This is a genomic window from Mycolicibacterium celeriflavum, from assembly GCF_010731795.1.
Taxonomy (GTDB): Bacteria; Actinomycetota; Actinomycetes; order Mycobacteriales; family Mycobacteriaceae; genus Mycobacterium; species Mycobacterium celeriflavum.
Map to the genome: position 1 here is coordinate 2417234 of NZ_AP022591.1, position 25754 is coordinate 2442987.

A 25754-nucleotide genomic window follows, 5' to 3' on the forward strand; every position below is an offset into this window, starting at 1 on the left:
CGACTAACTACACCGAAATCGCAATTAGATCTTGGCGACCTGGTTGAAGGTCAGTTCGACAGGTGTTTCGCGACCGAAGATGGACACCAACACCTTGAGCTTTTGCTGTTCGGCGTTGACCTCGCTGATCGACGCGGGCAGCGTCGCGAAGGGCCCGTCCATGACGGTGACCGACTCGCCGACCTCGAAGTCGACCTCGATCGGCGCGCGTTCGATCCCGGTCTCCGCGGCGGCAGCGCCGGACGTAGAGGCGGCCTTGCCGGGCTTCTTGGCCGCGGCCGGAGGCAGCAGGAACTTCACCACGTCATCCAGCGACAGCGGCGACGGCCGCGACGTCGCACCGACGAAGCCCGTCACACCGGGCGTATTGCGCACCGCACCCCACGACTCGTCGTTGAGTTCCATGCGCACCAGGATGTAGCCCGGCAGCACCTTGCGGTTGACCTGCTTGCGCTGGCCGTTCTTGATCTCGGTGACCTCTTCGGTCGGCACCTCGACCTGGAAGATGTAGTCACCGACGTCGAGGTTCTGCACGCGGGTCTCGAGGTTGGCCTTCACCTTGTTCTCGTAACCGGCGTAGGAGTGGATGACATACCAGTCGCCGGGCTTGGAGCGCAGCTCCTTCTTCAGCGCGACGGCCGGGTCCTCTTCCTCGTCCTCAGCCTCACCGGCGGCCTCAGCCTCACCGGCGGCCTCGGCCTCACCGGTGGTGTCGTCGGCTACCGGCGCCGCGTCCTCGACGGCGTCGGCGGCTGTGCTGTCTTCCAGACGCTCAGCAGCCTCGTCTGCGATCACGGTCGCCGGGTCCGCCGACTCGGCGATCGCCTCGGAAACGGCCGAAGGCGTATCGCCCTCGAAGCTAGTCACTAGTCAGTCCTCTCAAATTCTCATTCGTCGCGCGCATGCCCATCAGCCGAAAACCAACGTCACGAGCTTGGCCAGACCCAGGTCAACGAAGCCGATCAAAGCCACCATGAACACCAGAAACACCAGCACCACGATGGTGTAGCTGACCATCTGCTTGCGGTTCGGCCAGATCACCTTGCGCAGTTCGGCGACGACCTGCTGCAGGTAGGTCCAGACGAAAACGAACGGGTTGCGCCCGCCCTTACCAGGTCGGTCGGCGCGCTTCCTGGCGGTCTTCTTCGCGGTGCCCGACCCGTTCTTCGTGGGGGAAGCCTTGGTGCCCGTCGACAGGTCGACCGCCTCGCCGGCGTCCTCGCCAACCGCGGCTCGCCGCGACCGCTTCCCCGTGGGCCGGGTCGGCCGGGTCACGACCGCGCCGCGGCCGGTCTCGGAGTCGGGCCCGGTATCGCCTGCGGAGCCGGCACCATCGCGCTCGTCGCTCACCGCATGCTCCCCTTGTCTGGTCATCTGGTCTTCTGTGGGTCACTGTCCAGTGTCCACACTTGTCGAGTATTCAGTTGAGCAGGGGCGACAGGACTTGAACCTGCAACCTGCGGTTTTGGAGACCGCTGCTCTGCCAGTTGAGCTACGCCCCTTCAGGGTGGCACACGAGCGCCACCCGCTCCGGGGCTCACACAATTCGCGCGCTCCCCGATCGGTCGATTGAAACCCGACGGAAGCGCGCTGGACTGGGAAAACCCCGAGGACCGAGTGTAGCGCGCCACCGGTGCGTGTTACTAATCCGCCGCCCGGATGCTCTCCGGTTCGTCGACCTGGGCGGCGGCCTCACCGTTGCCGGCGCCGTTCGCGCTCTCGTCGTGCACGACGGGCTTGCGCGTCACCTGCCCGGTCTTGGGGTCCCACCCCGCGGAGATGGAGTTGTCGCCCTCGTGGCCCATCAGCGTGGTGAAGGACTCCATGACCAGCTCGCCGTGCTGGTCGACCAGCGTGTTGCGGGTGGTGACGATGTCGGCACCGAAGCGTTCGTCGACCGTCAGCACATACAGCGTGCCGGTCAGCTCGTCGCCGGCCTTGATCGGGCGGTGGAACTTGAACTTCTGGTCGACCTGGATGATCTGCAGGGTTTCGAAGCCGACGTCGTTGTGCTGGAAGAAGTGCCGCTGGATCATCACCGCGAAGATCGACATGAACGTCGGCGGGGCGATCAGCGCATCGTGGCCGGCGGCCTTCGCGGCCTCCAGGCTGTGGCTCGTCGCGTCGTAGGACTTGACGGCGTTGGCGTACTGGCGGATCTGCTCGTGACCTACGACGTAGGGCTCGGGGTACTTCCAGACCATTCCCTGGATGTCGATTTTGAGGGCCATGATTACGCCAGCTTCGCAATCGCGACGGCGCGGCCGAAGATCTTCTTCCCCCCGGTGGTGGCCGACAGTGCGATGGTCACCGTCTTCGACTCGGGCTCAACGGCTTTCACCCGCCCATTGAAGACGATCTCGGCGCCGACGCCGTCGTTGGGCACGGGCACGACCGCGGTGAACCTGACGTTGTACTCGGTGACCGCCGCCGGGTCGCCGACCCACTCGGTCACGTAGCCGCCGCCCAGGCCCATGGTCAGCATGCCGTGCGCGATCGCGGTGTCCAGGCCGACCTGCTTGGCGATCTCGTCGTCCCAGTGGATCGGGTTCAGGTCGCCGGAGACACCGGCGTAGTTGACGAGGTCCTGCCGGGTCAGCGGGATCACCCTCTCGGGAAGCACGTCGCCCTTCTTCACCGAAGCGAACTCACGCAGTGGCATCTGTAAAACCCTCTTCTCCGTCACCCGTCCGACCCGCCAGGGTCGTGAATGTCTCCTGTAGGACGTCACCGGCTTCATTGGTGACGACGTTCTTGAGTACGACGATGTCGGTGCCGTGCGCTTGCCGCACAGAGTCCACGTACACGTCGCAGTACAGCTTGTCGCCGGCGAAGATGGGACCGACGTACTTGACCACCTGATCGACCTGCACGATCTTCGCGTCTTTGATCTCGACGTTGGCGTGCTCGAAAAACGACGTCTGCGCCATGTAGCCGAGGACACTGGTGAACGTCAGCGGCGCGGGCAGTGCCTTGTGACCGAGTTCGGCGGCCACTTCCTCGTTGAAAAACGCCGGGTCGTCGTTCTTGACCGCGACCGCGTACTCACGAATCTTCTCGCGGCCCACGACGTAATGGTCGGGGTAGCGGTAGTGCATCCCGACAATCCGCTCGGACAACGACACAGTTAGTGAACCTACCTAGTCAACCCCGGGTTGCCGCCCAGGGTTGTCGCGCTCTAGCGCGATTCCTTGTGGGGCTGGTGTTTGCCGCAGTTCGGGCAGAACTTCTTGATCTCGAGCCGGTCCGGGTCGTTGCGGCGGTTCTTCTTGGTGATGTAGTTACGGTGCTTGCACACCTCGCACGCCAAAGTGATCTTGGGCCGTACGTCGGTACTGGAGGCCACGTCTGTTGTCCTTCGTCTACGCGTTCTTGTTGTCTGTAGCGGTGGGGGGGCTCGATCCCCCGACCTCACGATTATGAGTCGTGCGCTCTAACCAGCTGAGCTACACCGCCCCGATGGGTACGGGCCGGCATGCCGGGCGTTTTCAGGCGTCCGAGCCGATCCGTCCACCGAGCCCCCTAACGGAATCGAACCGTTGACCTTTTCCTTACCATGGAAACGCTCTGCCGACTGAGCTAAGGGGGCCTGCTTACTTTCCGGGTCCGCGCATCGTGGCGCGAGCCTTAAAGAGGGTACAGTCTCGCCGATTGCCGCGCCAAATAGCTGATCACCACAATCGCTACCCCGACTGTAATCCCCTCCGGCAGTGGTCCGAAGGGCAGCGCGATCGACGGCGGCGCGGCGCCGCCAAGTGATAGGACGGAACAGTGACCGAACCCGGCGCGAACCGTGTGGCGGTGTACCTCGACTTCGACAACATCGTGATCTCCCGCTACGACCAGATCCACGGACGCAGCTCCTTCCAACGCGACAAGACCGCCGGCTTCCACAAGCAGCCGGGCCGGTTGTCGCAGGCGACCGTCGACGTCGGCGCGATCATCGACTTCGCCTCGTCGTTCGGCACGCTGGTGTTGACCAAGGCCTATGCCGACTGGTCGGCCGACGTCAACGCCGACTACCGCGACCAGCTGGTCGGCCGCGCGGTCGACCTGGTGCAGCTGTTCCCGGCCGCCGCATACAACAAGAACGGCGCCGACATCCGGCTCGCGGTCGACGCCGTCGAGGACATGTTCCGGTTGCCCGACCTCACGCACGTGGTGATCGTCGCCGGCGACTCCGACTACATCCCGCTCGCGCAGCGGTGCAAACGCCTCGGCCGCTACGTCGTCGGGATCGGCATCACCGGCTCGATCAGCCGCTCGCTCACCGCGGCCTGCGACGAGTACGTCTCCTACGACGCGCTGCCCGGCGTGCCTGCAGTGGAGACCGAAGCGCCGAAGCGCCGCCGCACCAAGGCCGACGCCGACCAGGAGCCCGAGCCCCCAGACCCGCAGGCCGCCGCGACGGCGCTGCTGGAACGCGCCCTGCGGATCGCCCAAGGAAAGGACGATTCCGACTCGGACTGGCTGCACAACTCCGCGGTCAAGGCGCAGATGAAGCGGATGGACCCGTCGTTCTCGGAGAAGTCGCTGGGGTTCCGCTCGTTCAGCGACTTCCTGCGCTCGCGCACCGACCTGGTCGAGCTCGACGAGAGCAGCACCATCCGCATGGTCCGGCTGCGACCCGAGACCTGAGCCGTCGATACGCTGACGACCATGGCAACGGATCGGCTCTACTTCCGTCAGTTGTTGTCCGGTCGCGACTTCGCGGCCGGCGACATGATCGCGCAGCAGATGCGTAACTTCGCCTACCTGATCGGCGACCGCGAGACCGGCGACACCGTGGTCGTAGACCCCGCCTACGCGGCGGGCGATCTCGTCGACGCGCTCGAGGCCGACGGGATGCGCCTGTCCGGGGTGCTGGTCAGCCACCACCACCCCGATCACGTCGGCGGGTCGATGATGGGCTTCGAGCTCAAGGGCCTCGCCGAACTGCTGGAGCGCACCAGCGTGCCGGTGCACGTCAACAGCCTTGAGGCGGACTGGGTTTCGAAAGTCACGGGGATCGCGCGCAGCGAACTCACCGAGCACCAGCACGGCGACGTGGTCAAGGTCGGCGACATCGACATCGAACTGCTGCACACTCCCGGCCACACGCCGGGCAGCCAGTGCTTTCTGCTCGACGGACGACTCGTCGCCGGCGACACCCTGTTCCTGGAGGGCTGCGGGCGCACCGACTTCCCGGGCGGCGACGTCGACGACATGTTCCGCAGCCTGCAGGCGCTCGCGAAGCTGTCCGGCGACCCGACGGTGTTCCCCGGCCACTGGTATTCGGTGGAGCCCAGCGCATCGCTGTCGGAGGTGCGCCAGACCAACTACGTCTACCGGGCGAGCAACCTCGATCAGTGGCAAATGCTGATGGGCGGTTGACCGTCGCGTGCCGGACACGCTCTACGCCGACGTGTCGGAATGGCAGGTCGGCGTCGACGACAGCTATCCGTATCCGGTTCTGTGCATCCGCTCCAACGACGGGAGATATCGAGATCGCCGGTGGCACAACAACTATGACTGGTGCCGCCGCAACGCCGACGACGGCCGGCTGACGTTCTTCATCGCGTACTTCGTGTGGCGGCCGAATTGGCGCCAGGCCGTGGACACGTTCTGCGAGCAGGTCGGCACGCCGCACCCGAGGATGGCGGTGATGCTCGACGTCGAGTCGTGGGGCGGCCGGATCCGCGGTAATCGATCGGTGGGCATCAACGCCGCCTACGACGCGGTGGGCGAGTTCGTCGGCGGCACGGCGAAGGTGATCGGCTACGGCAACGTCGCCGACCTGAACACGCTGTGGCCGCACAAGCCGCCCGGCATCCGCCTGGTGGTCGCCGCGTACGGGCACAACCCGCCGTACCCGGGCAAAGTGGCGCATCAATACACCGACGGCAGCGGATACGGCGGGGGCCTGCCGGAGGGCGCACCGCCGTTCGGTCACTGCGACATGAACTCCGCCGACGGGTTGAGTCCGGACGCATTCGCCGACGCATGCGGCATCACCGGCACCGACGGGTCGGATCGGCGCGAGTCCAGCAAATCGACACGAATGCCAAATACGCAAATGATGTATGGCTAACTCCTGCGTGGTATACAGCGGTGCGTGAACGGGGATGGGAATCTGCTCGGCCTGTCGGCCGGCATGTGGACGGCGCTTGCCGCCTGGCTCGCCGTGGTGGTGGGCATCGCCGCGCTGATCTACGCGTGGCGGCACTATCAACGGGTACGGCGGCAAAGCGAAGAGCTGATGCAGCCCAACGTGGCGATGTTCATGGAGCCGGCCGCCAACGACTGGCACCTCGTCGAGCTCGTGGTCAGGAACTTCGGGCGAACGCCGGCCTACAACATCCGATTCGACTTCGCCCATCCGCCGACTGTGGCCAAGTACGAGAACGTCTACGACGACCGCTACGTCGATATCGTCCCGCTCAACCTACCCGCCGAGATTCCGTATCTGGCGCCCAACCAGGAGTGGCGGATCGTCTGGGACTCGGCGCTGGACCGTCGCGAGGTAGGCGAGGCCATCGCGTCCCGGTTCGACGGGGCGGTCACCTATTCCGACCGGCAGGGACAGGAGAAGGGCAAGCGTGCCCGCCATCGGTTCCGCTCCACCGCGGTGCTGGACTGGTCGACGCTGCATCCGGTCGAACGGTTGGAGCTGTTGACCACCCACGACCTGGCCCGCCAGGAGAAGCAGAAGCTCGAGCTGCTGCGCCACCTGCTGACGTACTACCACTACGCGGCCGCCGAGAGCCGCGAAGACGTGCTCCGCACCGAGATCAACCGGGTGAGGGACGCCGCGAACGAACTGCGTGACCGCTACCGCGCAGAAGGCGGCGCGCCGCGACCTTCTACCCGGAATGACTCGGTCACCGGTCAGCAGGACGACGTCGACGCGGACTTCGACGAGGCACACACCCAGGTGCTCAACAACCGCCCGGCGCGCCACCGGATCGCCTAGACCTCGGCATTCGCAGCCATGTTTCGTAACATCGGTGCGATCAGCTGCCGCATGCAGAAGGAGCATCGATGACCAGCCTCGTCGGCTACGAACTCAAAGACTCGGTCGCGACGATCACCCTCGACGACGGCAAGGTCAACGTGCTGGGCCCGGCCATGCAGACCGCGATCAACGAGGCGCTCGACCGCGCCGAGAAGGACTCGGCGAAAGCGGTCGTGCTCGCGGGCAACGGGCGGGTGTTCAGCGGCGGTTTCGACCTGACGGTGTTCCAGTCCGGCGACGCGCAGGCGGCGCACGGCATGCTGGCTGGCGGGTTCGAACTCGCGGTGCGCGCCATGACGTTCCCGGCGCCGGTGATCATGGCGGCGACGGGGCCGGCGATTGCGATGGGTTCGTTCCTGCTGCTGTCCGGCGACCACCGGGTGGGCCAGCCGAAGAGCCGGTGCCAGGCGATCGAGGTGGCGATCGGCATGACGATCCCGATCGCTGCGCTCGAGATCATGCGGTTCCGGTTGACGCCCGCGGCCTTCCAGCGGGGCGCGGCGCTGGCGTCGACGTTCGCCGGCGAGGAGGCCGTCAACGGCGGATGGCTCGACGAGATCGTCGAGGCCGATCGGGTGCTCGCGCGGGCGCAGGAAGTGGCGACCGAGGCGGTGACGACGCTGAACACCGGCGCGCACGTGGGAACGAAGTTGAAGGCCCGCGAGTCCGCGCTTACCGCGATCCGCGCCGGGATCGACGGGCTGGCAACGGAATTCAGCCTCGGCTAATGGTGATTTCGGTGTAGTTGGTCGCGCTCAGCGCAACCGTCGACACCGAAATCCCAGGTTTTTGGGCTCTCCTGACACTTCCGTGGGTTGATTTCTGAGATGTCTGGGGCGCACGTCGTTGTCGCTTAAGGTTTCTGGCTTGTCAAGGGTCAGGAACCAAGGGAGCGGGCAACGACGTGCGCAATGTGAGGTTATGGCGTGGGCTGCTGGGTGTCGACAAGCGCACGGTGATCGAGGCGGTCGAGTTCGAGGAATTCGAAGGCCAGGACGCCGAGGGCGCCGCACTGGTGGTGGCGCGGGTGCGGCCACGAAGCGGGGTCTCACGGCGTTGTGGCCGCTGTGGCCGCAGGGCGTCTTGGTATGACCGGGGTGAGGGTCGACGCCGGTGGCGGGGCCTGGATTGGGGCACTGTGCAGGTGGTGCTGGAGGCCGAGGCGCCGCGGGTGAACTGCCCCACCCACGGGCCGACGGTGGCGGCGGTGCCGTGGGCGCGTCATCACGCCGGACACACTTTGGCCTTCGATGACACGGTGGCCTGGTTGGCGGTGGCGTGCTCGAAAACCGCGGTGTGCGAGTTGATGCGGGTCGCCTGGCGCACCGTCGGCGCGATCGTGGCCCGGGTCTGGGCCGACACCGAGAAGACCTTCGACCGGTTCGCGGACTGCGCCGCATCGGCATCGACGAGATCTCCTACAAACGCCACCACAAGTACTTGACGGTGGTCGTTGATCACGACAGCGGCCGGCTGGTGTGGGCCGCACCCGGGCGCGACACCAAGACGCTGCGGCGGTTCTTCGACGCCTTGGGCGCCCAGCGGTGCGCACAGATCACCCACGTCTCCGCTGATGCCGCCGACTGGATCGCCGACGTCGTCGCCCAACGCTGCCCGGCCGCGATCCGTTGTGCGGATCCGTTCCATGTGGTGGCCTGGGCCACCGAGGCACTCGACGTCGAGCGGCGCCGGGCCTGGAACGACGCGCGAGCGCTGGCGCGCACCGAGCCCACGTGGGGCCGGGGTCGGCCCGGTAAGGACACCGCGCCGCGGCCGGGCCGTGAGCACGCCCGCAAGCTCAAGGGGGCCCGCTACGCGTTGTGGAAGAACCCCGAAGACCTCACCGAACGCCAGAACGCCAAACTGGCCTGGATCGCCAAGACCGACACCCGCCTCTATCGCGCCTATCTGCTCAAAGAGGGCTTACGGCATGTGTTCTCGGTCAAAGGCGAGGAAGGCAAACAGGCCCTGGACAAGTGGACCTCCTGGGCGCGGCGTTGCCGCATCCCGGTGTTCGTCGAGCTCGCCGGCCGCATCGTGCGCCACCGGGTGGCCATCGACGCCACGCTCGATCACGGCCTCTCCCAAGGACTGATCGAATCCACCAACACCAAGATCCGACTCCTGACCCGCATCGCGTTCGGATTTCGCTCCCCAGACGCACTCATCGCCCTGGCCATGCTCGCCCTCGGCGGCCACCGCCCCGCGCTACCAGGACGCATCAACCACCCACGGATCAGTCAGTAGAGCCGGTTTTTGGGGCGTTTGCCCCATGTGGGCGGTCGGCTCGTCGACACACGATGACCGTCATGACCACCACACCCCAGGCCGCAGCGGCCGCCACCAAGACCATGCCCCTGCCCGACGGCGACGACGAGCGGGTCGTCGGCTTCGGCGTCATGGGCCTGCCCTTCGCCAACGGCCACTACCTCGCCTATCGCGACTTCCCCGCAACGTCGTTCTCCCCCGCCTACAAGTCGGTGTGGCATCGGACGCCCGACGGCGTGTGGACCTTCTACGCGACCACACCCGGACCGCAGAGTTGCTCGCGGTACTTCAGCTCGGCGACGACTGTCGACCCCGTCGTCTGCGGCATCGACGCACACTGGCTCACCCCGTGGTCGCTGGCGATTTCGATTGCCGGAGTACTGGATTGGCGCGTCGACATCGAAGCCACCGCGGCGACGCGTCTGATGAGCGCCGTCGGGTCACGGCTGCCCGCCGCGGCCGCAGACAACCGCGAAACGCTGCGCCTGATGAGTCGCCTCGTCGGACCCGTGCTCGGCATCGGCAAGGTGCGACTGACCGGCACCCTGCCCAACGGCCAGGAGTTCCGCATCGCGCCGAAGCAGGTGTGGGCGGTCGCGGACTCGTCGGCCGTCATGCACGGCGTCGACCTCGGGCCAGTGGGCCCGCATCCGGTGCAAGGCAACCTGGCGGACTTCCAATTGCCGCAGCAGGGCATCTGCGTGGTCGCACAGGGCCGGTTCGAGGCATTCGACGTCGAGCGGCACCGCGACCGTCTTCACCTATCCCACTGAACCGAGCGTGAAGACGGTGCACAATCAGGCTGTGGCAGGCCGTCGCACCCCGCACGAGCTTCCGACGCGGGCAGAAGTGCTCGCGGCGCTGTCGGTCGCGGTCGACCTCGGATTGGGACAGCCCGCCGAGCACATGCTGCGGGCCGCGCTGATCGCGATGCGGCTGGCCGATCGGCTGAACCTTTCTGAGCGCCAGCGTGATTGCATCTACTACGCGACGTTGATCATGTGGATCGGCTGCCATGCCGACTCCCACGAATACGCCCGCTGGTTCGGCGACGACATCGCGGTACGGCGAAGCTCGTATCTCGTCGACTGGTCCGGCCTGCCGTACCAACGCTTCCTGCTGACCAACCTCGGCCGCGGCGAGTCGCTGCTGACCCGGTTGAGGACCGCCGCGACGCTGTATGCCAATGCGCGAGGGCACATCTCGCAGCTGATCCACTCTCACTGCACTTCGGCCGGCCTGCTCGCCGAGCACATCGGTCTGGACGCCGACGTGCAATACGCGCTGCGCTACACCTTCGAACGGTTCGACGGCGGCGGACTGCCGAGCGGCGCGTCGGGCGACGCGATACCGGTCGAGATGCGGGTGGCGCAGGTCGCCGACATGGTCGAGGTGCACCAGCGTGAGTACGGCACCGACGGTGCAGTCGCAATGGCCCGCAGCAGGTGCGGCGGCCAATTCGATCCCGCGATCGTCGACGCGTTCGTCGCCGACCCGGCGGGAGTGCTGGCTGTCCCGTCGACCGGAGACGTGTGGGCCACGGCGCTGCAGTATGCGCCGGACCGCGGCACTCGACTCGACGAGCAGTCGCTCGACGCGCTGTTGGTCGCACTCGGCGACTTCGTCGACCTCAAATGCCCGTTCACACTGGGACATTCACGGGCGGTGGCGGAACTGGCCGCGTCGGCCGCCGAGGCGCTCGGGCTCGAGGCGGCTGCGGTGGCGACGACACGGCGCGCCGGATACGTGCACGATCTTGGCCGCATCGGCGTGTCGAACCAGGTCTGGTCGAAGTCAGGCGCGTTGAGCATGGCCGAATTCGAGCGGATGCGGCTGCACCCCTACCTCACCGAGCGCATTCTGTCGCAGGTGCCGGCCCTGGCCGAGGTCGCGGCGGTCGCAGCCAACCATCACGAATCTCTAGACGGCTCAGGGTATCCGCGTGGCGTGGCCGCACGGCAGTTGACGATGCCCGACCGGGTGTTGGCCTGTGCGGTGAGTTATCAGAGCGCGCTGGAGCCCCGGCCGTACCGCGAGGCGCTCGGTCCGGCGGGCGCAGCGCGACGCCTGCGGGAACGAGTGTCCAAAGGGCAGTTGGACTCGACCGCCGCCGATGCGGTGCTGCAGGCGTCAGGGCACGCGTCGGGTCGGCGGCACGCGAGACCGGACGGGCTCACCGCCCGCGAGGTGGAAGTCTTGCGGCTCGTCGCGCAGGGCACAAGCAACAAGGGCATCGCCGCCGAGCTGGTGCTCAGCGAGAAGACGGTGCGCAACCACGTGGAACACGTGTACGCCAAAATCGGTGTCTCGAACCGCATCGGGGCGAGCATGTACGCGCTGGAGCACGGGCTGGCCGCCAGTCGCGAGTCAACGTGACAGCAACGCGACGGCGCGGCGGTAGTCGTCGTCGGCGTCCAGCGTAAGCGCGCCAACGACGTCGCCGCCCGACTCGTACCAGACCGTGAACCCGGTGTGGTGGTCGACGAACCGGGCGGTGTCGTAGTCGACGCCCCAGCCGCGGTACTTGAGCACCGAAGTGCCGATGGTGCAGGCGAACCCGGGAACGGTGTCCCAGGCGGCCGGAAACCCGGCGGCCGTCAGACCGGCGACATAACCCTGATGCGCGGCGTCACGCCAATGTTCGGCGGGTACGCGACGACCGGCGGTGACGTTGTGCGCCAACGCGACGTCGCCTGCGGCGTAGACGTTGCGCGCCGAGGTGTGCATGTGCTCATCGACGACGATGCGTCCGTCGAGGGTGTCGAGACCGGCGGCTTCAGCGAGACGGATGTCGGGCCGAACACCCGTTGCACAGACGACGAGGTCGGCATCGACGGTCTCACCGCTGTCGAGCACCACGCGGGTGTCCTCGATCTCGGACACCGTGGTCTCGCCGGCGAACCGTACACCGTTGTCCGACAGGAGTTTCGCGACGCGTTCGCCGGCCTCGAGCCCGAAGCGGCGCTGCAGAGGAACGCGTTCGGCGGCGACGACCATCGTCGCGACACCGACCGCGGCAAGGCAGGACGCCGCCTCGCAGCCGATCAATCCGCCGCCGATGACCACGGCGCAGTCGGCGTACCGGGCGGCCATCTTCAGCGCGACCGCGTCGGCGAACGACCGCAGCGTCAGCGCCGACTCGACGCCGGGAATCGCGGGCCGCACCGCGGCGGATCCGGAGGCCAACACCAGATGCCAGTAGGGATAACGCTGACCGCCCGCGGTCACCACCTGCTGGCGGTCCAAGTCGATGGAGTCGACGGTGATGCCGCGGATCAGGTCGACGGCGTTGTGCTCGAACCAGCGCTCGCTGTGCAGGGCGAGTTTCGTGTCACGGCCACAGAGGAAGTCCTTGCTCAGCGGTGGCTTGGCGTACGGCAGCGCGGGGTCGGTGGTCAGTATGCGCACCGGAATGTCGGGGTGCTTGCTGCGGAACGTCTCCGCAGCACTCAACCCGGCCGGACCGCTGCCGATGGCGATGAAACCTGCTGCGACCACTCTTCCTGAGTACCAACTTCGGCGCCCGGATAACCGTGGTGTCAGGGATCCGTCACAGTTATCGGCTGGTCGGTGCTAGGCGCTGCTAGTCGTCGATGCCCCAGACGAGGCAGAACGTGTGTCCGGCGGGGTCGCGGAACACCCGGAACTTCGCGTCCTCCGTGGCGTCGGACACGCGCGTCGCGCCGAGGCCGAGCACCTCGCGTTCTGCGGCGTCGGGATCGTCGACTTGGATGTCGAGGTGGAACTGCTGCGATCCCCGCGGGTCCGGAAAACGCGGCGGCTCATGCTCCGGTGAGTACTGAAACGCCAACCGTCGGCCCTGTGGGTCGGTGAGCACGACCCAGGTGTCGTCATCCTTGTGATCCTTGTGAACCTCTCCGCCGAGCACGCCCGCGTAGAAGGTGGCCAAAGCCATCGGATCCCGGCAGTCGATGACCGTCGATCGCAGCCTTCCAAGCATGATGGCCGGGTTGCCGTTATTCAGGCGGTGCAAACGGCCGTGTGGCACCATCTGCGCATGAAACCCGAGGACGACCCGGAGGCCAGGATCAGGCAGCTGGAGCAACCGCTAGCCGACTACGGCGCAGTCGAACTGGGCACTTCGCAGTCGACCGGGAACGACTACCCGACGTCGGAATTACCACCACCGGTCTACGGTCCGCCGTACCCACCGACCTATCAGCAGCAGTCGCCCTACAGCGCACCGCCGTTCGGCGTCTCCTTCCCGCCGGGGCCGACGCGCAGTGGTGCGCCGTACGGGCTGATCTTCGGGCTGATCGGCGTGGTCATGGTGCTCATCGTCGCCGGAATCGGCGTGTTCGTCTGGTCGATGTCGTCGACGCCCGATCGGATCAGGACCGGGCCCGGGTTCTCCGACACGGAAGATTATGGCGGCCCCCGCGACGCGCCGATTCAGGTTCCCCGCGACCAGCCGCCGGAGGTGGCCGTCGCGCCGGCCGGTGGGCAGTACAGCGTCTCCGGCGTCGAGAAGACCGAAACCATCGAGTGCAACGGGAGCAACATCAGCATCAGCGGCGTCGACAACACCGTGACGCTGCTCGGCCACTGCCAGAGCGTCACCGTCTCCGGCGTCGACAACCAGGTGTTTCTCGACAGCGCGGACAGTATCGACGCGTCAGGGTTCGACAACCAGGTGATCTACCACTCGGGCGATCCGGAGATCGACGCCACCTCGAGGAACAGCGTCACGCGGCGTTAGTGCGCCACTGTGCGCCACTGCAGGATGCGCTCGGCCAACTCCGGGCCGCAGTCCTCCTGCACGAAGTGGCTTCCGTTGATGCGGGCATGCGGTTGACCGGCGGCGCCGGGCACGTGCTCGATGAGCGGACGGTCGGCGCGGCCGAGGATCGGGTCCTTCGCGCCGAAGACGCACAGGAACGGTTTCTCCCAGCGGCCCAAAGCTTCCCACGCGGCGCGGTTGGCCGGCAGCGCCGGATCGTCGGGCGACGTCGGCACCAGCGCGGGAAACGCCCGTGCGCCTGCCTGAAAACGCTTGCCGGGGAACGGCGCATCGTATCCGGCTCGAACCCGCGCCGGCACGTCGGTGACGGTGCCGAACGCGACGATGCGTCCGGCCGGCAACACCGGCGTATAACGCGCGAAAGCCCGCCAGAGGCGGAACGGCAGGTTCGCCGACGTCTGCCCGGCGGGCAGGAAGCCGTTGGCCACGACGATGCGCCCTACGCGCCCAGCCTGTTCGGCGGCGATGCGCAGCCCGATCAACGAGCCCCAGTCCTGCACAAAGATCGTCGTGTCGCTCAACTCGAGCGCCTCAAACCACGACGTCACCCACTCGACGTGGCGTAGATAGGTGTAATCCTCGATGCGGCTGGGCTTGTCGGAGCGCCCGAAGCCGATCAGATCGGGTGCGAGCACCCGACAACCACCGGCGGCCAGTGGCGGAATCATGTTGCGGTACAGGTAACTCCACGTCGGCTCGCCGTGCAGCAGGACGACGGGTGGCCCGTCACGCGGACCCTCGTCGACGTAGTGCATGCGCAGCGGCCCGGTATCGCCCGCGGTGACGTCGACGTAGTGCGGCGCGAACGGATAGCCCGCGAGGTTGTCGAAGCGATCGTCGGGCGTGCGCAGAACGTCCATGGTGTGCTCCTGTCCGCCGTTTGCAGCCTAGAACGAACGGAGTCGCCGCTTCCCCCGATCGGTGGACATGCGATTCATCCGGTTCACCCTCCGGTCGGCCGACATACATCGCCGCCGCGGTGCAGCACCGTTGAGTCATCGCCGGAACACACCGGCACAGAACGAAGAAAACTCAACGAGGAGAACGAAATGACCACCAACACCACCCGCCGGATCGCCCGCTTCTTCGCCCTGCCGATCGTCTCGGCCGCAATCCTCGCCGGGGCCCTCGGGATGGCCGGCACTGCCAGCGCCGGCACCTACACGCCGGACAACACGCCGCGGCCGGGCATCGTCGCGACGCCGAACACATTCGCGCAGCCGACGCCCGGGGCCCGCCACAACCACGGCCTCCCCCATCTGCAGCGGGTCCAGCCGTACTACCAGCACTGAGCACCACTGGCTTTCCTCCACAAGGGGCCCTCCCGGGCGGCGTACCCGGGAGGGCCTCGCCTTGTCTGCGGGACTATTCGGGTCCGCGCGCCACGGGACGCGACGGATCCGAACACCACTCCGACCAGGAACCCGGAAACAGCGCCGCGTCTACCCCCGCCGCGGCGAGGCCCGCGATGGTCACCGCCGCAGTGACGCCCGATCCGCAGTAGACCGCCACGTCGCTGTCCCGCAGACCCTCGACCAGATCGTCATCGGTTCGCAGTGTGCCGTCGTCGGCCAGCAGGCTGGTGCTCGGCACGTTGACCGCGCCCGGGATGTGCCCGGCGACCGGGTCGACCGGTTCGACGTCGCCGCGGAACCGTTCGGCCGCCCGCGCGTCCAGCAGTACACCCGAAGTGAGCACCGCGTCGGCGGTGACCGTCCGGCGGGCACCGGCGTACAGATCGTCGTGTGCGACGGTCACGTCGCCGGGTTCGGGTGCGACGGCGCCGGTTTCCAACGAGCCCCCTGCGGCCGTCCACGCCTCGAGCCCGCCGTCGAGGATGCGGACGTCGTCGATACCCGCCGCGGTCAGCACCCACCAGGCGCGCGCAGATCCGGCGCGGTTCCAGTCGTCGTAGGCCACCACCGGAACTTCGGCCCGCACGCCCCACCGCCGGGCCGCATCTTGAAGCGCCGTGCCCGACGGCAGCGGATGGCGCCCGCGGCCTTCGATGGTGTGATCGCTGAGCTCGTCCTCCAGCGAGACATACACCGCCCCGGGCAGGTGCCCCCGTTTGTAGGCGGCACGGCCGTCCGGCTCGGCGAGTTGCCAGCGCACGTCCAGCAGCGTCACCGGCTGCAGCGCAGCGAGTCGCCCCGCCAACTCCCCGGCGGTGATCAACACCGCGTCGCGCGCGCTCATACCTCAGACGGTAGCGGCGACGGGCGGGCCGATCTCCTCGGCCAATGTCTCGACGACGCGGGACAGTTCGTCGACCAGCCAGCTGTCGCTTCGGCGCCGGTACACCTCCAGCAGCGAGCGGTAGTACCACAGATGTTCATGCGGATCGTCGGTGTTGAAGCGCTGCCACACCTTCGGGCCATACCGGCGCAGGTCGCGCAGGATGGCCCTCGCGTTGTCCAGCTTGTCGGCCATCGACACGCGAATCGCGCTGTCGGAGGCCTTGTCCAGGTGCGCGATGTAGTTCTGTTTGCGTTCGCGCCACGGCGGTTTCGGCGTCACGACGGTGTCGCTGCACTCCTCGACGATCGCCGCGACGTCGGGGCCGAAACGCTCCTCGATCCGGGCGAGCGTCGCGTCGCCGCCCTGGTCCTCGGCGGCGTCGTGCAGCAGCGCGGCGATGGCCTCGGTCTCGGTGCCGTCGGCCTCGATCACCAGTCCCGCGACCGACAGCAGGTGACCGATGTACGGCACGTCGCTGGCCTTGCGGGTCTGGGTGCGGTGCAGTTCGGCGGCGAATCCGAGCGCCTCATTGAACTTCGGGCCCAAGCGGGGCGACGTCGTTTCGCTCACCTTCGTTCCCCCTTACTGATCGGGCGGCGGATCGAGCATCACGGTCCGGTCGCCGTTCCATCGATACCGCGCGCTGCGGATTGCCGTGGGCGCACAGGCGGTGCACTCGCCCGGGATCTTGTAGTTGAGCACGACGGTGTCGCCGGTGCTGGCCCCGGCGTCCAGCGACGTGAAGCCGTACGCCTTCGAAGTCCCGGTCCCGACGTACTGGCCGCGGTGGAACAGCAGCGCCTGCACGGGCGAGCTGCCGGTGCCGCGCTCTGTCGTCACCAGGATCGTCGACAGCTCCGCGCACGGGTCGTAATTGCTGTCGACGGGCGTGCTGTCCCACTTGGCGCCGGTGAGCGGCTCGAACGGCAGCCGCGCGAGCGCGAGCCGCAACGCGTCGGCCTGGTCCGGTCCGCACGACGGCTGCGCGGCGGCGGTCGGGATCGCGATCAACGACAAGCAGGCCGCGGCGGCGGCCATCGTCGCGGCCATCCATCGAATCATCGGTATCGATTTCCCTGGCCCGCTCTCCGACAAACGTCACCCCCGTCGGACCCACCTCCTATGGTTGGCTGCGATGGCGCTTCACATCCATCGGGCTGAACGCACCGACCTGCTCGCCGACGGACTCGGCGCCCTGCTCTCCGACCCGCTGTCCGACCCGTTCGCCGAGGACCTGGTCATCGTGCCGGCCAAGGGCGTCGAACGCTGGCTGAGCCAGCGACTGAGCCATCTCCTCGGCGCTGCCTCCGGCGGCGACGGTGTCTGCGCCGGCGTCGCGTTTCGCAATCCGCGCTCGCTGATCGCCGACATCACCGGGACCGACGGCTCAGGCCGAATTGTCGGCACCGCCGACAGCGACCCGTGGTCTCCCGACGCGATGGTGTGGCCGCTGATGGAGGTCATCGACGCCACCTGCAGCGAGGATTGGTGCAAGCCGCTGGCCATGCACCTCGGCCACTTCGAAGCCGGCGACGAGAAGGAACTGCGGCAGGGCCGGCGCTACGCCGTGGCCCGCCGGCTCGGCGGGTTGTTCGCCTCCTACGCCCGGCAGCGCCCGCAGCTGCTGGTCGACTGGGAGAACGGCAGCGCCGGTGACATCGCATCCGATCTGTCCTGGCAGCCCCCGCTCTGGCGGGCGCTCATCGAGCGCATCGACGCCGACACACCGCACATCCGGCACGCCAAAACCGTTGCCCGGCTTCAGGAGTCGCCTACCGATCTGCCGCCGCGGCTCTCGCTGTTCGGATACACCCGGCTGCCGAGCACCGAAATAGAACTGCTCGACGCGCTTTCCACCCACCACGACCTGCACCTGTGGCTGCCGCATCCCAGCGACAACCTGTGGCAGCAACTCAAAGGAACCCACGGCCCGATCCCGCGTCGCGAGGACACCACCCACCGCTCAGTCGGCCATCCCCTGCTCGCCACCCTCGGCCGCGACCTCCGCGAACTGCAGCGCGGCCTGCCCGCCGCGCGTCAGACCGACGAATACCTGGGCGGGCGAAACCGGCCGGACACCCTTCTCGGCTGGCTGCAGACCGACATCGCAGCCAACACGATCCGGCGAGACGGCCGGGTGCACACCGCCACGGACCGCTCGGTGCAGGTGCACAGCTGTCACGGGCCCGCGCGCCAGATCGACGTGCTGCGGGAAGTTCTGCTCGGACTACTCGCCGACGACGCGACGCTCGAACCGCGCGACATCTTGGTCATGTGCCCGGACATCGAGACCTATGCCCCGCTGATCGTGGCCGGGTTCGGGCTGGGCGACATGATCAAAGGCGTGCACCCGGCGCACCAGTTGCGGGTGCGCCTGGCCGACCGGTCGCTCGTCCAGACCAATCCGCTGCTCGGTGTGGCCGCCCAACTGCTGTCGCTGGCCGGTGGACGGGCCACGTCGAGTGAGGTGCTCAACCTCGCGCAGTCCGCGCCGGTGCGGGCGCGGTTCGGCTTCACCGACGACAACCTGGAGGACATCACCCGCTGGGTGCGCCAGGCCAATATCCGCTGGGGCTTCGACACCGACCACCGCAAACCCTACGGCGTCGACTTCGTCCAGAACACATGGCGTTTCGGCGTCGATCGGGTGCTGGCCGGGGTGGCCATGTCCGACGACTCGCACGCCTGGATCGACACCACCCTTCCCCTCGACGACGTCAGCAGCAACCGGGTCGACCTGGCCGGCCAACTCGCCGAGTACGTCGACCGCCTGCGCTGTGCGGTGCAATCCCTCACCGGGGCGAGACCACTCGAGCAGTGGCTGCGGTCGCTGACCGACAGCATCGGCCTGCTGACCCGCGTCAGCGACGACGACACCTGGCAGAGCGCTCAATTGGAACGCGAATTCGCCGATGTGCTCGCCACCGCGGGTGCCCGCGCGCACACGCTGATGCGGCTGTCGGACGTCCGCGCACTGCTCGACCGCCATCTCGCGGGCCGCCCGACCCGGGCCAACTTCCGCACCGGCACGCTGACGGTGTGCACGATGGTGCCGATGCGGTCGGTTCCGCACCGCGTCGTGTGCCTGGTCGGTCTCGACGACGGGGTGTTCCCCCGGCTGGGTGTGGTCGACGGCGACGACGCACTCGCCCGTGCACCCATGACCGGCGAACGCGACATCCGTTCCGAGGACCGGCAATTGCTGCTCGACGCCATCGGCGCGGCGACCGAGACACTGGTGATCACCTACACCGGCGCCAACGAGTATTCCGGTCAGGAGCGGCCCCCCGCCGTGCCGCTCGCCGAACTCCTCGACACCCTCGACCGCACGACAGACCGGAAGGTCCGCGACGCGATCGTGGTCAAGCATCCGCTGCAGCCGTTCGACACCCGCAACGTCGTTCCCGGCGAACTGGTCCCGGGTGTGCCGTTCACGTTCGACTCCACGGTCAAACGCGCCGCCGCCACCCGCGCCGGGGAGCGTGCGGAACGGCCGAAGTTCATCTCCGGGCCGCTGCCCGCTCCCCCGGCCGACGACGTCGTGCTCGCCGACCTGGTCGCGTTCTTCAGGGATCCAGTGAAGGGGTTCTTCCGCGCCATGGAGTACACGTTGCCGTGGGAGGTCGACGGTGTCGAGGACGCGATGCCCGTCGACATCGATGCACTCGAAGAGTGGACGGTCGGCGATCGCATGCTGCGAGACATGCTGCGCGGCATGGACGCCGAACATGCCCGCCACGCCGAATGGCGGCGCGGCACACTTCCCCCCGGAAACCTTGGCTGGCGCAAGGCTATCGACATCTGCGAACAGGCCACGCTCATCGCCGACGCCGCACGGCCGTACCGCGGCACCGAGCCGAGCGCGGTCGACATCGACGTCGAGATCGGCGGGGGCCGCCGGGTCACCGGCACGGTCACCCCGGTCTACGGCGATCGGCTGGTCTCGGTCACGTACTCCAAGCTCGACGGCCGTCATCTACTGCAGCCATGGATCCTGTTGCTGGCGTTGCTCGCTCACGACCCGGGCCGCGAGTGGAAGGCGATCAGCATCGGCCGCGCCAAACGCGGTACTGCCCCGCGGACCGAGACGATGGGCCGACCGACGGAGCACCCGCGTGAGTTGCTCGCCGATCTGGTGGCGATGTACGACCAGGGCCGCCGCGAGCCACTGCCGCTGCCGGTGAAGACGTCGTTCGCGTGGGCCGAAGCGGTGCACGGGCACGGCGACCCCGAGCAGCGGGCCGGGTACAAGTGGCGTTCTGGCATGTACCCCGGCGAGGAGGATGAGCCGGCCTATCAACTGGCGTTCGGCAAGGCCACCTGGTTGAAGCACCTCGTCGAACTCGGCCTCGACACCTATTCCGGTCGGCTGTGGCTACCGATGCTGCGGGCGCTGGAGGATTGATGGAACCGTTCGACCTGTTGGGGCCGTTGCCATCCGAACGTTCCACCACCGTGCTGGAGGCCAGCGCGGGCACCGGTAAGACGTTCGCGTTGGCCGGGCTGGTCACCCGCTATCTCGCCGAGGGGGTCGCGACCCTGGACCAGATGCTGCTGATCACGTTCAGCCGCGCGGCCACCCAGGAACTGCGCGACCGGGTGAGGCGTCAGATCGTCGATGCCGTAGCGACTTTCATCGATCCGTCGAGCGTCGATGAGAACGAGATCATCGGGTACCTGCTCGACGGCACCTCCGACCAACTCGCCGAACGCGAACGCAACCTGCGCGACGCGTTGGCCGCCTTCGACGCCGCGACCATCGCCACCACACACCAGTTCTGCCAGCTGGTCCTCAAGTCGCTGGGCGTGGCGGGCGACACCGACTCCGGTGTCACGCTCGTCGAAAGCCTCGAAGAACTGGTCACCGAGATCGTCGACGACCTCTACCTGCACCACTTCGGCCGCGAGAAGGACAATCCGCTACTGACCTACCCCGACGCGCTGAAACTCGCCAAGGCAGTCGTCGAGCAACCCGCAACCGAGCTGCGGCCGAAAGACCCAGAACCGGATTCGCGCGCGGAGGTGTGCGTCCGCTTCGCCAAAGATGTTCTCGCCGAACTGGAGATCCGCAAACGGCGCAAGGGCATTCTCGGCTACGACGACCTGCTCAGCCGGCTCGCCGACGCGCTGGAGGTCGACGGCTCGGCCGCGCAACTGCGCATGCACCAACGCTGGCCGATCGTCATGGTCGACGAGTTCCAGGACACCGACCCCGTGCAGTGGCGGGTGATCGACCGCGCGTTCACCGGACGCTCGACACTGATCCTGATCGGCGACCCCAAGCAGGCCATCTACGCGTTCCGCGGCGGCGACATCGTCACGTACCTGAGCGCCGCGTCGAAGGCCGACGTGCAGAAGACGTTGGCCACCAACTGGCGCAGCGACGAAGCGCTGGTTAACCGGCTGCAGGCGGTGCTGCGCGGCGCGCAACTGGGCCACGAGAAGATCGTGGTGCACGACGTGGCCGCCAAGCACACGGGGTCGCGGCTGGTGGGCGCGCCGTGCGGCGATCCGTTCCGGCTGCGCGTGGTGCGTCGGGACACGTTCGGTCGCAGCGGCACTCGTGACATTCTCATCGACCAGCTGCGCACTCACATTCCCCGCGACCTGGCGATTGACATCGGCGCCCTGCTGACCTCGGACGCCACGTTCGACGGCCGTCCACTCGGGGCCGCCGACATCGCGGTCATCGTGGAGAACCACCGCGATGCCCGGGTCTGCTATCGGGCGCTGTGCGACGCGGGCATCCCCGCGGTCTACACCGGCGACTCCGACATCTTCACCTCCGACGCCGCAGCGGACTGGTTGGCGCTGCTCGAGGCCTTCGACCAACCGCACCGGCCCGGCATCGTGCGCGCGGCAGGCGCGACGATGTTCTTCGGCGAGACCGCCGAGTCGTTGGTCGCCGGCGGCGACAAGTTGACCGACCGCATCGCAGAGACGTTGCGCGAGTGGGCCGGTCACGCCCGTGAGCGTGGTGTCGCGGCGATCTTCGAGGCCGCGCAGCTCGCCGGCATGGCCGACCGGGTGTTGTCGTGGCGCAACGGTGAGCGCCAGATGACCGACCTCGCCCACATGACCCAGCTGCTGCAGGAAGCCGCGCACCGCGAGCACTTCACGCTGCCCGCGCTGCGGGACTGGCTACGGGCCCAGCGCGACGAGCGCAGCGGCGCGGCCGAACGCTTCCGCCGCCTCGACAACGACGCCGCGGCCGTGCAGGTGATGACGGTGTTCGTCGCCAAGGGCCTGCAGTTCCCGGTCGTCTATCTACCGTTCGCGTTCAACCGCCACGTCTGGGAGCCCGAACTCGTGCTGTACCACGAGGGTGACACGAGGTGCCTGCACATCGGTGGTGACGACAGCCCCGACTTCCACGCGGTGTCGAAGGCGGGACGGGAAGAGGACGCCAGCGACGACAGCCGCCTGATGTATGTCGCGATGACCAGGGCGCAGTCGCAGCTGGTCGCCTGGTGGGCGCCGTCGCGCGACGAACCGAACGGCGGCCTGTCGCGGCTGCTTCGCGGCCGGCGACCCGGTGAGAGCGGGGTGCCGGATGTCGTTCCTCCGGCGAAGGTTTCCGACGACGACGCGATGGCGCGGTTCAAGGAGTGGGAAGCCGTCGGCGGGCCGGTGATCGAGGAATCGGTGCTGCGTCCGAAGGTTGCGCGTCCGCAGCAGCCCGGCACCGGCGACTTCGAGGCCCGGCACTTTCACCGCACCATCGACACGGCGTGGCGCCGGACCTCCTACAGCGGGTTGATCCGCGCGGCCGAGGCGACGCCGGTCAGCAGCGAGCCCGAAGTGGTCGAGCTCGACGACGAGGTCGCCGAGATTCCGGTGGCGACGACCGCAGCGGCCGGTGCCGACGTGCCGTCACCGATGGCCGACCTGCCGACCGGTGCGAAGTTCGGCACGTTGGTGCACGCGGTGCTCGAGACGGCCGATCCGTTCGCCACCGACCTCGCCGGGGAATTGGAAGCGCAGATCCGCGAGCACTCGGTGTGGTGGCCGGTCGACGTCGAGGCCGGCGTCTTGGCGGCGGCGATGGTGCCGATGCACGACACCCCGCTCGGGCCGCTCGCCGACGGCAGGACGCTGCGGCAGATCGGACTGTCGGACCGGATGCGGGAGGTGGACTTCGAATTCCCGTTGGCCGGCGGCGATCTGCGCGTGTCGGCACCCGACGTCCGGCTGGCGCACGTCGGCGAACTGCTGCGGCAGCATCTGCCGTCGGACGACCCGCTGAGCTCGTATGCGGACCGGCTGACCGGAGCGGGGCTCGGCGCGCAGTCGCTGAAGGGTTACCTGTCGGGATCGGTGGATGCGGTGCTGCGCATTTCCGACGGGGCTGGCGGGCGCTACCTCGTCGTCGACTACAAGACCAACTGGCTCGGCGACCCCAACCGGCCGTTGACGGCGGCGGATTACTCCCGGCCGCGGCTGGCCGAGGCGATGCTGCATTCGGATTACCCGCTGCAGGCCCTGCTGTACAGCGTTGTGCTGCATCGCTTCCTGCGCTGGCGGTTGCCCGGATACGCACCCGAGCAGCATCTGGGTGGCGTGCTGTATCTGTTCCTGCGCGGGATGTGCGGACCGGACACCCCGGTGACCGACGGCCAGCCCGCAGGGGTGTTCGGCTGGCACCCTCCGGCAGCGCTGATCACCGCGCTGTCGGATCTGCTCGACGCCGGCAGGGTCGCGGCGTGACCGCCGTGGAGTGGCGGCGGGCTATCAGCGCCACCGGTCTGCTGCGCACCTTCACCGACGCCGAAGTCCTCGATGCATCGGATGTGCATGTCGCACAACGGCTCTGCGAGCTCGCCAAGGCGCCTGACGATCGGGTGGCGCTCGCGGTCGCGCTGCTGGTACGCGCCCTTCGCAACGGGTCGGTGTGCCTGGACCTGCGAACCGTCGAACAGCAGGTCGGCCTCGACGGGCTGCCGTGGCCCGCTGCCGACGACTGGCTCGGCGCCATCGCCGCGCACCCGCTGACCGGCCGGCCGCCGGCGCTACACATCGACGGGGATGTGCTGTATCTCGACCGGTACTGGCTCGAAGAGCAGCAGGTGTGCGACGACATCGGTGCGATGCTCGTCGCCAGGCCGGCCCAACCCGCGCCGCATCTCGACCGGCTCTTTCCGGCGGGCTTCGAAGAGCAGCGCGCCGCAGCGAAACTGGCGCTGTCGCAAGGTCTGACGGTGCTCACCGGCGGTCCGGGCACGGGCAAGACCACCACGGTCGCGCGGCTGCTGGCGCTGCTCGCAAGCGGAACACGGCTGCGGATCGCGTTGGCGGCGCCGACCGGAAAAGCTGCGGCGCGGCTACAGGAGGCGGTGCAGCTGGAGGTGGACAAGCTGCCGGCGGCCGACCGTGAAGCGCTGGCCGGCTTGCACGCGACGACCATGCACCGGCTGCTCGGCAGCCGCCCGGACACGTCGGCGCGGTTCCGGCACCACCGCGGTAATCGGTTGCCGCACGACGTGATCGTCGTCGACGAGACATCGATGGTGTCGCTGACGATGATGGCGCGGCTGCTGGAAGCCGTGCGCCCCGACGCCCGGCTCATCCTGGTCGGCGACCCGGACCAGTTGGCGTCGGTGGAGGCGGGTGCGGTGCTTGCCGATCTGGTCGACGGGCTCGGCGACGGACGCATCGCCGAGTTGAAGACGTCGCACCGGTTCGGCGAGTCGATCGGTCGGCTGGCCACCGCGATCCGCACGGGCGACGCCGACACCGTCGTCGAGGTGCTGCGCGCCGGCGGCGAACACATCGAGTGGGTCGATACCCAGGAGCCGTCGGAGCGCCTTCGGAAGGTGTTGGTGCCGTTGGCGGTTGAGCTGCACCGGGCGGCGATCCTCGGTGACGACGAAGCGGCGCTGGCCATCCTGAACGAGCACCGGCTGTTGTGCGCGCATCGCCGCGGCCCGTTCGGGGTGCGGTACTGGAATCACCAGGTGGAGCGGTGGCTGGCAGAGATGACCGGCGAGCCGATCTGGTCGGCGTGGTACCCGGGGCGACCGGTGTTGGTGACCGCGAACGACTACGGGCTAAATCTGTACAACGGCGACACCGGCGTAACGGTGCTCCGCGACGGAGTGCTACGGGCGGTCGTCGCGGGAACGGAGCGGCTCGAGTTCGCGACGAGCCGACTCGCCGACGTGGACACCATGCATGCGATGACGATTCACAAATCGCAGGGCAGCCAGGCCGGCGAAGTCACGGTCCTGCTGCCGCCGGAGGACTCGCGACTGCTCAGCCGCGAGTTGTTCTACACCGCCGTGACCCGGGCGAAGAAGAAGATCCGGGTGGTCGGCCCGGAGGCGTCGGTGCGGGCCGCCGTGCAACGACGGGCGGTTCGGGCGTCGGGCCTGGCGCGGCGCCTGCGCGACGCATAGCTCTTCTGCTGAGAGCTCACGCTGCATCCGGCCGCCCCGCCGATGTTTAGGGGCTACTCCGCACAGGGCACTCCTTCCCGGCGACTGTGGTGTA

At 67.9% G+C, this 25754-nt stretch carries 24 protein-coding genes, 3 tRNA genes and 1 pseudogene; 13 read left to right on the forward strand and 15 right to left on the reverse strand.

The window, feature by feature from the left end; translation table 11 throughout:
• Positions 1–24 precede the first annotated feature (24 nt).
• From nusG to G6N18_RS11885, 9 genes are all read right to left on the reverse strand, one after another.
• A complete protein-coding gene (gene nusG / locus G6N18_RS11845; RefSeq protein WP_083001093.1) occupies positions 25–867 on the reverse strand; it encodes a transcription termination/antitermination protein NusG in 843 nt (280 codons plus the stop codon).
• Between the two features lie 42 nt (positions 868–909).
• Positions 910–1350, reverse strand: coding sequence for a preprotein translocase subunit SecE (gene secE / locus G6N18_RS11850; RefSeq protein WP_083001096.1), 441 nt, complete (start codon positions 1348–1350; stop codon positions 910–912).
• A 79-nt stretch (positions 1351–1429) separates the two neighbouring features.
• A tRNA-Trp gene (locus G6N18_RS11855) sits at positions 1430–1502 on the reverse strand.
• Between the two features lie 141 nt (positions 1503–1643).
• Positions 1644–2231: a (3R)-hydroxyacyl-ACP dehydratase subunit HadC gene (hadC, locus tag G6N18_RS11860; RefSeq protein WP_067223339.1), complete on the reverse strand. Its 588-nt coding sequence runs from the start codon at positions 2229–2231 to the stop codon at positions 1644–1646.
• 2 nt (positions 2232–2233) lie between these two features.
• Positions 2234–2662 (reverse strand): (3R)-hydroxyacyl-ACP dehydratase subunit HadB, encoded by a 429-nt coding sequence (hadB, locus tag G6N18_RS11865; RefSeq protein ID WP_067223338.1) that lies wholly within the window; start codon positions 2660–2662, stop codon positions 2234–2236.
• Positions 2649–3125 (reverse strand): (3R)-hydroxyacyl-ACP dehydratase subunit HadA, encoded by a 477-nt coding sequence (gene hadA / locus G6N18_RS11870; RefSeq protein WP_083001098.1) that lies wholly within the window; start codon positions 3123–3125, stop codon positions 2649–2651. Before hadA ends, hadB begins: the two co-directional genes overlap by 14 nt.
• Positions 3126–3178: 53 nt before the next feature.
• Entirely contained in the window at positions 3179–3346 is a 168-nt protein-coding gene (gene rpmG, locus G6N18_RS11875; protein WP_059101288.1) for a 50S ribosomal protein L33, read from the reverse strand.
• Positions 3347–3382: 36 nt separating this feature from the next.
• Positions 3383–3456 (reverse strand) — tRNA-Met (locus G6N18_RS11880).
• A gap of 60 nt (positions 3457–3516) precedes the next feature.
• A tRNA-Thr gene (locus G6N18_RS11885) sits at positions 3517–3589 on the reverse strand.
• A gap of 182 nt (positions 3590–3771) precedes the next feature.
• Between G6N18_RS11885 and G6N18_RS11890 the strand changes: the two genes are divergently transcribed.
• From G6N18_RS11890 to G6N18_RS11925, 8 genes and pseudogenes are all read left to right on the forward strand, one after another.
• Positions 3772–4638, forward strand: a complete 867-nt coding sequence (locus G6N18_RS11890) for an NYN domain-containing protein (RefSeq protein ID WP_083001100.1) — start codon at positions 3772–3774, stop codon at positions 4636–4638.
• A 21-nt stretch (positions 4639–4659) separates the two neighbouring features.
• Positions 4660–5373 carry an MBL fold metallo-hydrolase gene (locus tag G6N18_RS11895; protein ID WP_083001102.1) on the forward strand — a complete coding sequence of 238 codons (714 nt, stop codon included), beginning with the start codon at positions 4660–4662 and terminating at the stop codon, positions 5371–5373.
• Positions 5374–5380: 7 nt separating this feature from the next.
• Positions 5381–6070 (forward strand): glycoside hydrolase family 25 domain-containing protein, encoded by a 690-nt coding sequence (locus G6N18_RS11900; protein WP_083001104.1) that lies wholly within the window; start codon positions 5381–5383, stop codon positions 6068–6070.
• Positions 6071–6133: 63 nt separating this feature from the next.
• Positions 6134–6952: a DUF8453 domain-containing protein gene (locus G6N18_RS11905; protein WP_083001148.1), complete on the forward strand. Its 819-nt coding sequence runs from the start codon at positions 6134–6136 to the stop codon at positions 6950–6952.
• A gap of 68 nt (positions 6953–7020) precedes the next feature.
• The gene (locus G6N18_RS11910; RefSeq protein WP_083001106.1) at positions 7021–7722 is read left to right on the forward strand and encodes a crotonase/enoyl-CoA hydratase family protein; all 702 of its coding nucleotides are present in this window, start codon (positions 7021–7023) and stop codon (positions 7720–7722) included.
• A 176-nt stretch (positions 7723–7898) separates the two neighbouring features.
• A pseudogene (locus tag G6N18_RS11915) lies at positions 7899–9241 on the forward strand (ISL3 family transposase).
• Between the two features lie 53 nt (positions 9242–9294).
• On the forward strand, positions 9295–10035 hold the full coding sequence (locus G6N18_RS11920; RefSeq protein WP_407663571.1) for a hypothetical protein: 741 nt from the start codon (positions 9295–9297) through the stop codon (positions 10033–10035).
• 7 nt (positions 10036–10042) lie between these two features.
• Positions 10043–11638 carry an HD domain-containing phosphohydrolase gene (locus G6N18_RS11925; RefSeq protein WP_083005350.1) on the forward strand — a complete coding sequence of 532 codons (1596 nt, stop codon included), beginning with the start codon at positions 10043–10045 and terminating at the stop codon, positions 11636–11638.
• Here G6N18_RS11925 and G6N18_RS11930 read toward each other — a convergent pair.
• On the reverse strand, positions 11630–12760 hold the full coding sequence (locus G6N18_RS11930; RefSeq protein WP_083005345.1) for an NAD(P)/FAD-dependent oxidoreductase: 1131 nt from the start codon (positions 12758–12760) through the stop codon (positions 11630–11632). The genes G6N18_RS11925 and G6N18_RS11930 overlap by 9 nt on opposite strands.
• An 85-nt stretch (positions 12761–12845) precedes the next feature.
• Positions 12846–13223 (reverse strand): VOC family protein, encoded by a 378-nt coding sequence (locus G6N18_RS11935; RefSeq protein ID WP_083005341.1) that lies wholly within the window; start codon positions 13221–13223, stop codon positions 12846–12848.
• A 57-nt stretch (positions 13224–13280) separates the two neighbouring features.
• On the opposite strand from G6N18_RS11935, the gene G6N18_RS11940 reads away from it, so the two are divergent.
• Positions 13281–13982, forward strand: coding sequence for a DUF3060 domain-containing protein (locus G6N18_RS11940; protein ID WP_179962399.1), 702 nt, complete (start codon positions 13281–13283; stop codon positions 13980–13982).
• On the opposite strand, the gene G6N18_RS11945 is transcribed toward G6N18_RS11940, so the two are convergent.
• A complete protein-coding gene (locus G6N18_RS11945; RefSeq protein WP_083005338.1) occupies positions 13979–14884 on the reverse strand; it encodes a haloalkane dehalogenase in 906 nt (301 codons plus the stop codon). The two genes, G6N18_RS11940 and G6N18_RS11945, sit on opposite strands and share 4 nt — an antisense overlap.
• Before the next feature lie 189 nt (positions 14885–15073).
• Here G6N18_RS11945 and G6N18_RS11950 point away from each other — a divergent pair, with 189 nt between their 5' ends.
• Positions 15074–15316 (forward strand): hypothetical protein, encoded by a 243-nt coding sequence (locus G6N18_RS11950; RefSeq protein WP_083005334.1) that lies wholly within the window; start codon positions 15074–15076, stop codon positions 15314–15316.
• A gap of 73 nt (positions 15317–15389) precedes the next feature.
• On the opposite strand, the gene G6N18_RS11955 is transcribed toward G6N18_RS11950, so the two are convergent.
• Genes G6N18_RS11955 through G6N18_RS11965 form a run of 3 tightly spaced genes read right to left on the reverse strand, consistent with a single transcriptional unit; the run spans position 15390 to position 17315 of the window.
• On the reverse strand, positions 15390–16223 hold the full coding sequence (locus G6N18_RS11955) for a sulfurtransferase (protein WP_083005331.1): 834 nt from the start codon (positions 16221–16223) through the stop codon (positions 15390–15392).
• 3 nt (positions 16224–16226) lie between these two features.
• Positions 16227–16835, reverse strand: a complete 609-nt coding sequence (locus tag G6N18_RS11960; RefSeq protein ID WP_083005327.1) for an HD domain-containing protein — start codon at positions 16833–16835, stop codon at positions 16227–16229.
• Between the two features lie 12 nt (positions 16836–16847).
• Complete coding sequence (locus G6N18_RS11965) at positions 16848–17315, reverse strand: LppP/LprE family lipoprotein (RefSeq protein ID WP_234783659.1); 468 nt, start codon at positions 17313–17315, stop codon at positions 16848–16850.
• Between the two features lie 85 nt (positions 17316–17400).
• Between G6N18_RS11965 and recC the strand changes: the two genes are divergently transcribed.
• Genes recC through recD form a run of 3 tightly spaced genes read left to right on the forward strand, consistent with a single transcriptional unit; the run spans position 17401 to position 25660 of the window.
• On the forward strand, positions 17401–20670 hold the full coding sequence (gene recC / locus G6N18_RS11970; protein ID WP_083005377.1) for an exodeoxyribonuclease V subunit gamma: 3270 nt from the start codon (positions 17401–17403) through the stop codon (positions 20668–20670).
• Complete coding sequence (recB, locus tag G6N18_RS11975) at positions 20670–23972, forward strand: exodeoxyribonuclease V subunit beta (protein ID WP_083005324.1); 3303 nt, start codon at positions 20670–20672, stop codon at positions 23970–23972. Before recC ends, recB begins: the two co-directional genes overlap by 1 nt.
• Entirely contained in the window at positions 23969–25660 is a 1692-nt protein-coding gene (gene recD / locus G6N18_RS11980) for an exodeoxyribonuclease V subunit alpha (RefSeq protein ID WP_109749537.1), read from the forward strand. Before recB ends, recD begins: the two co-directional genes overlap by 4 nt.
• Positions 25661–25754: the final 94 nt, after the last annotated feature.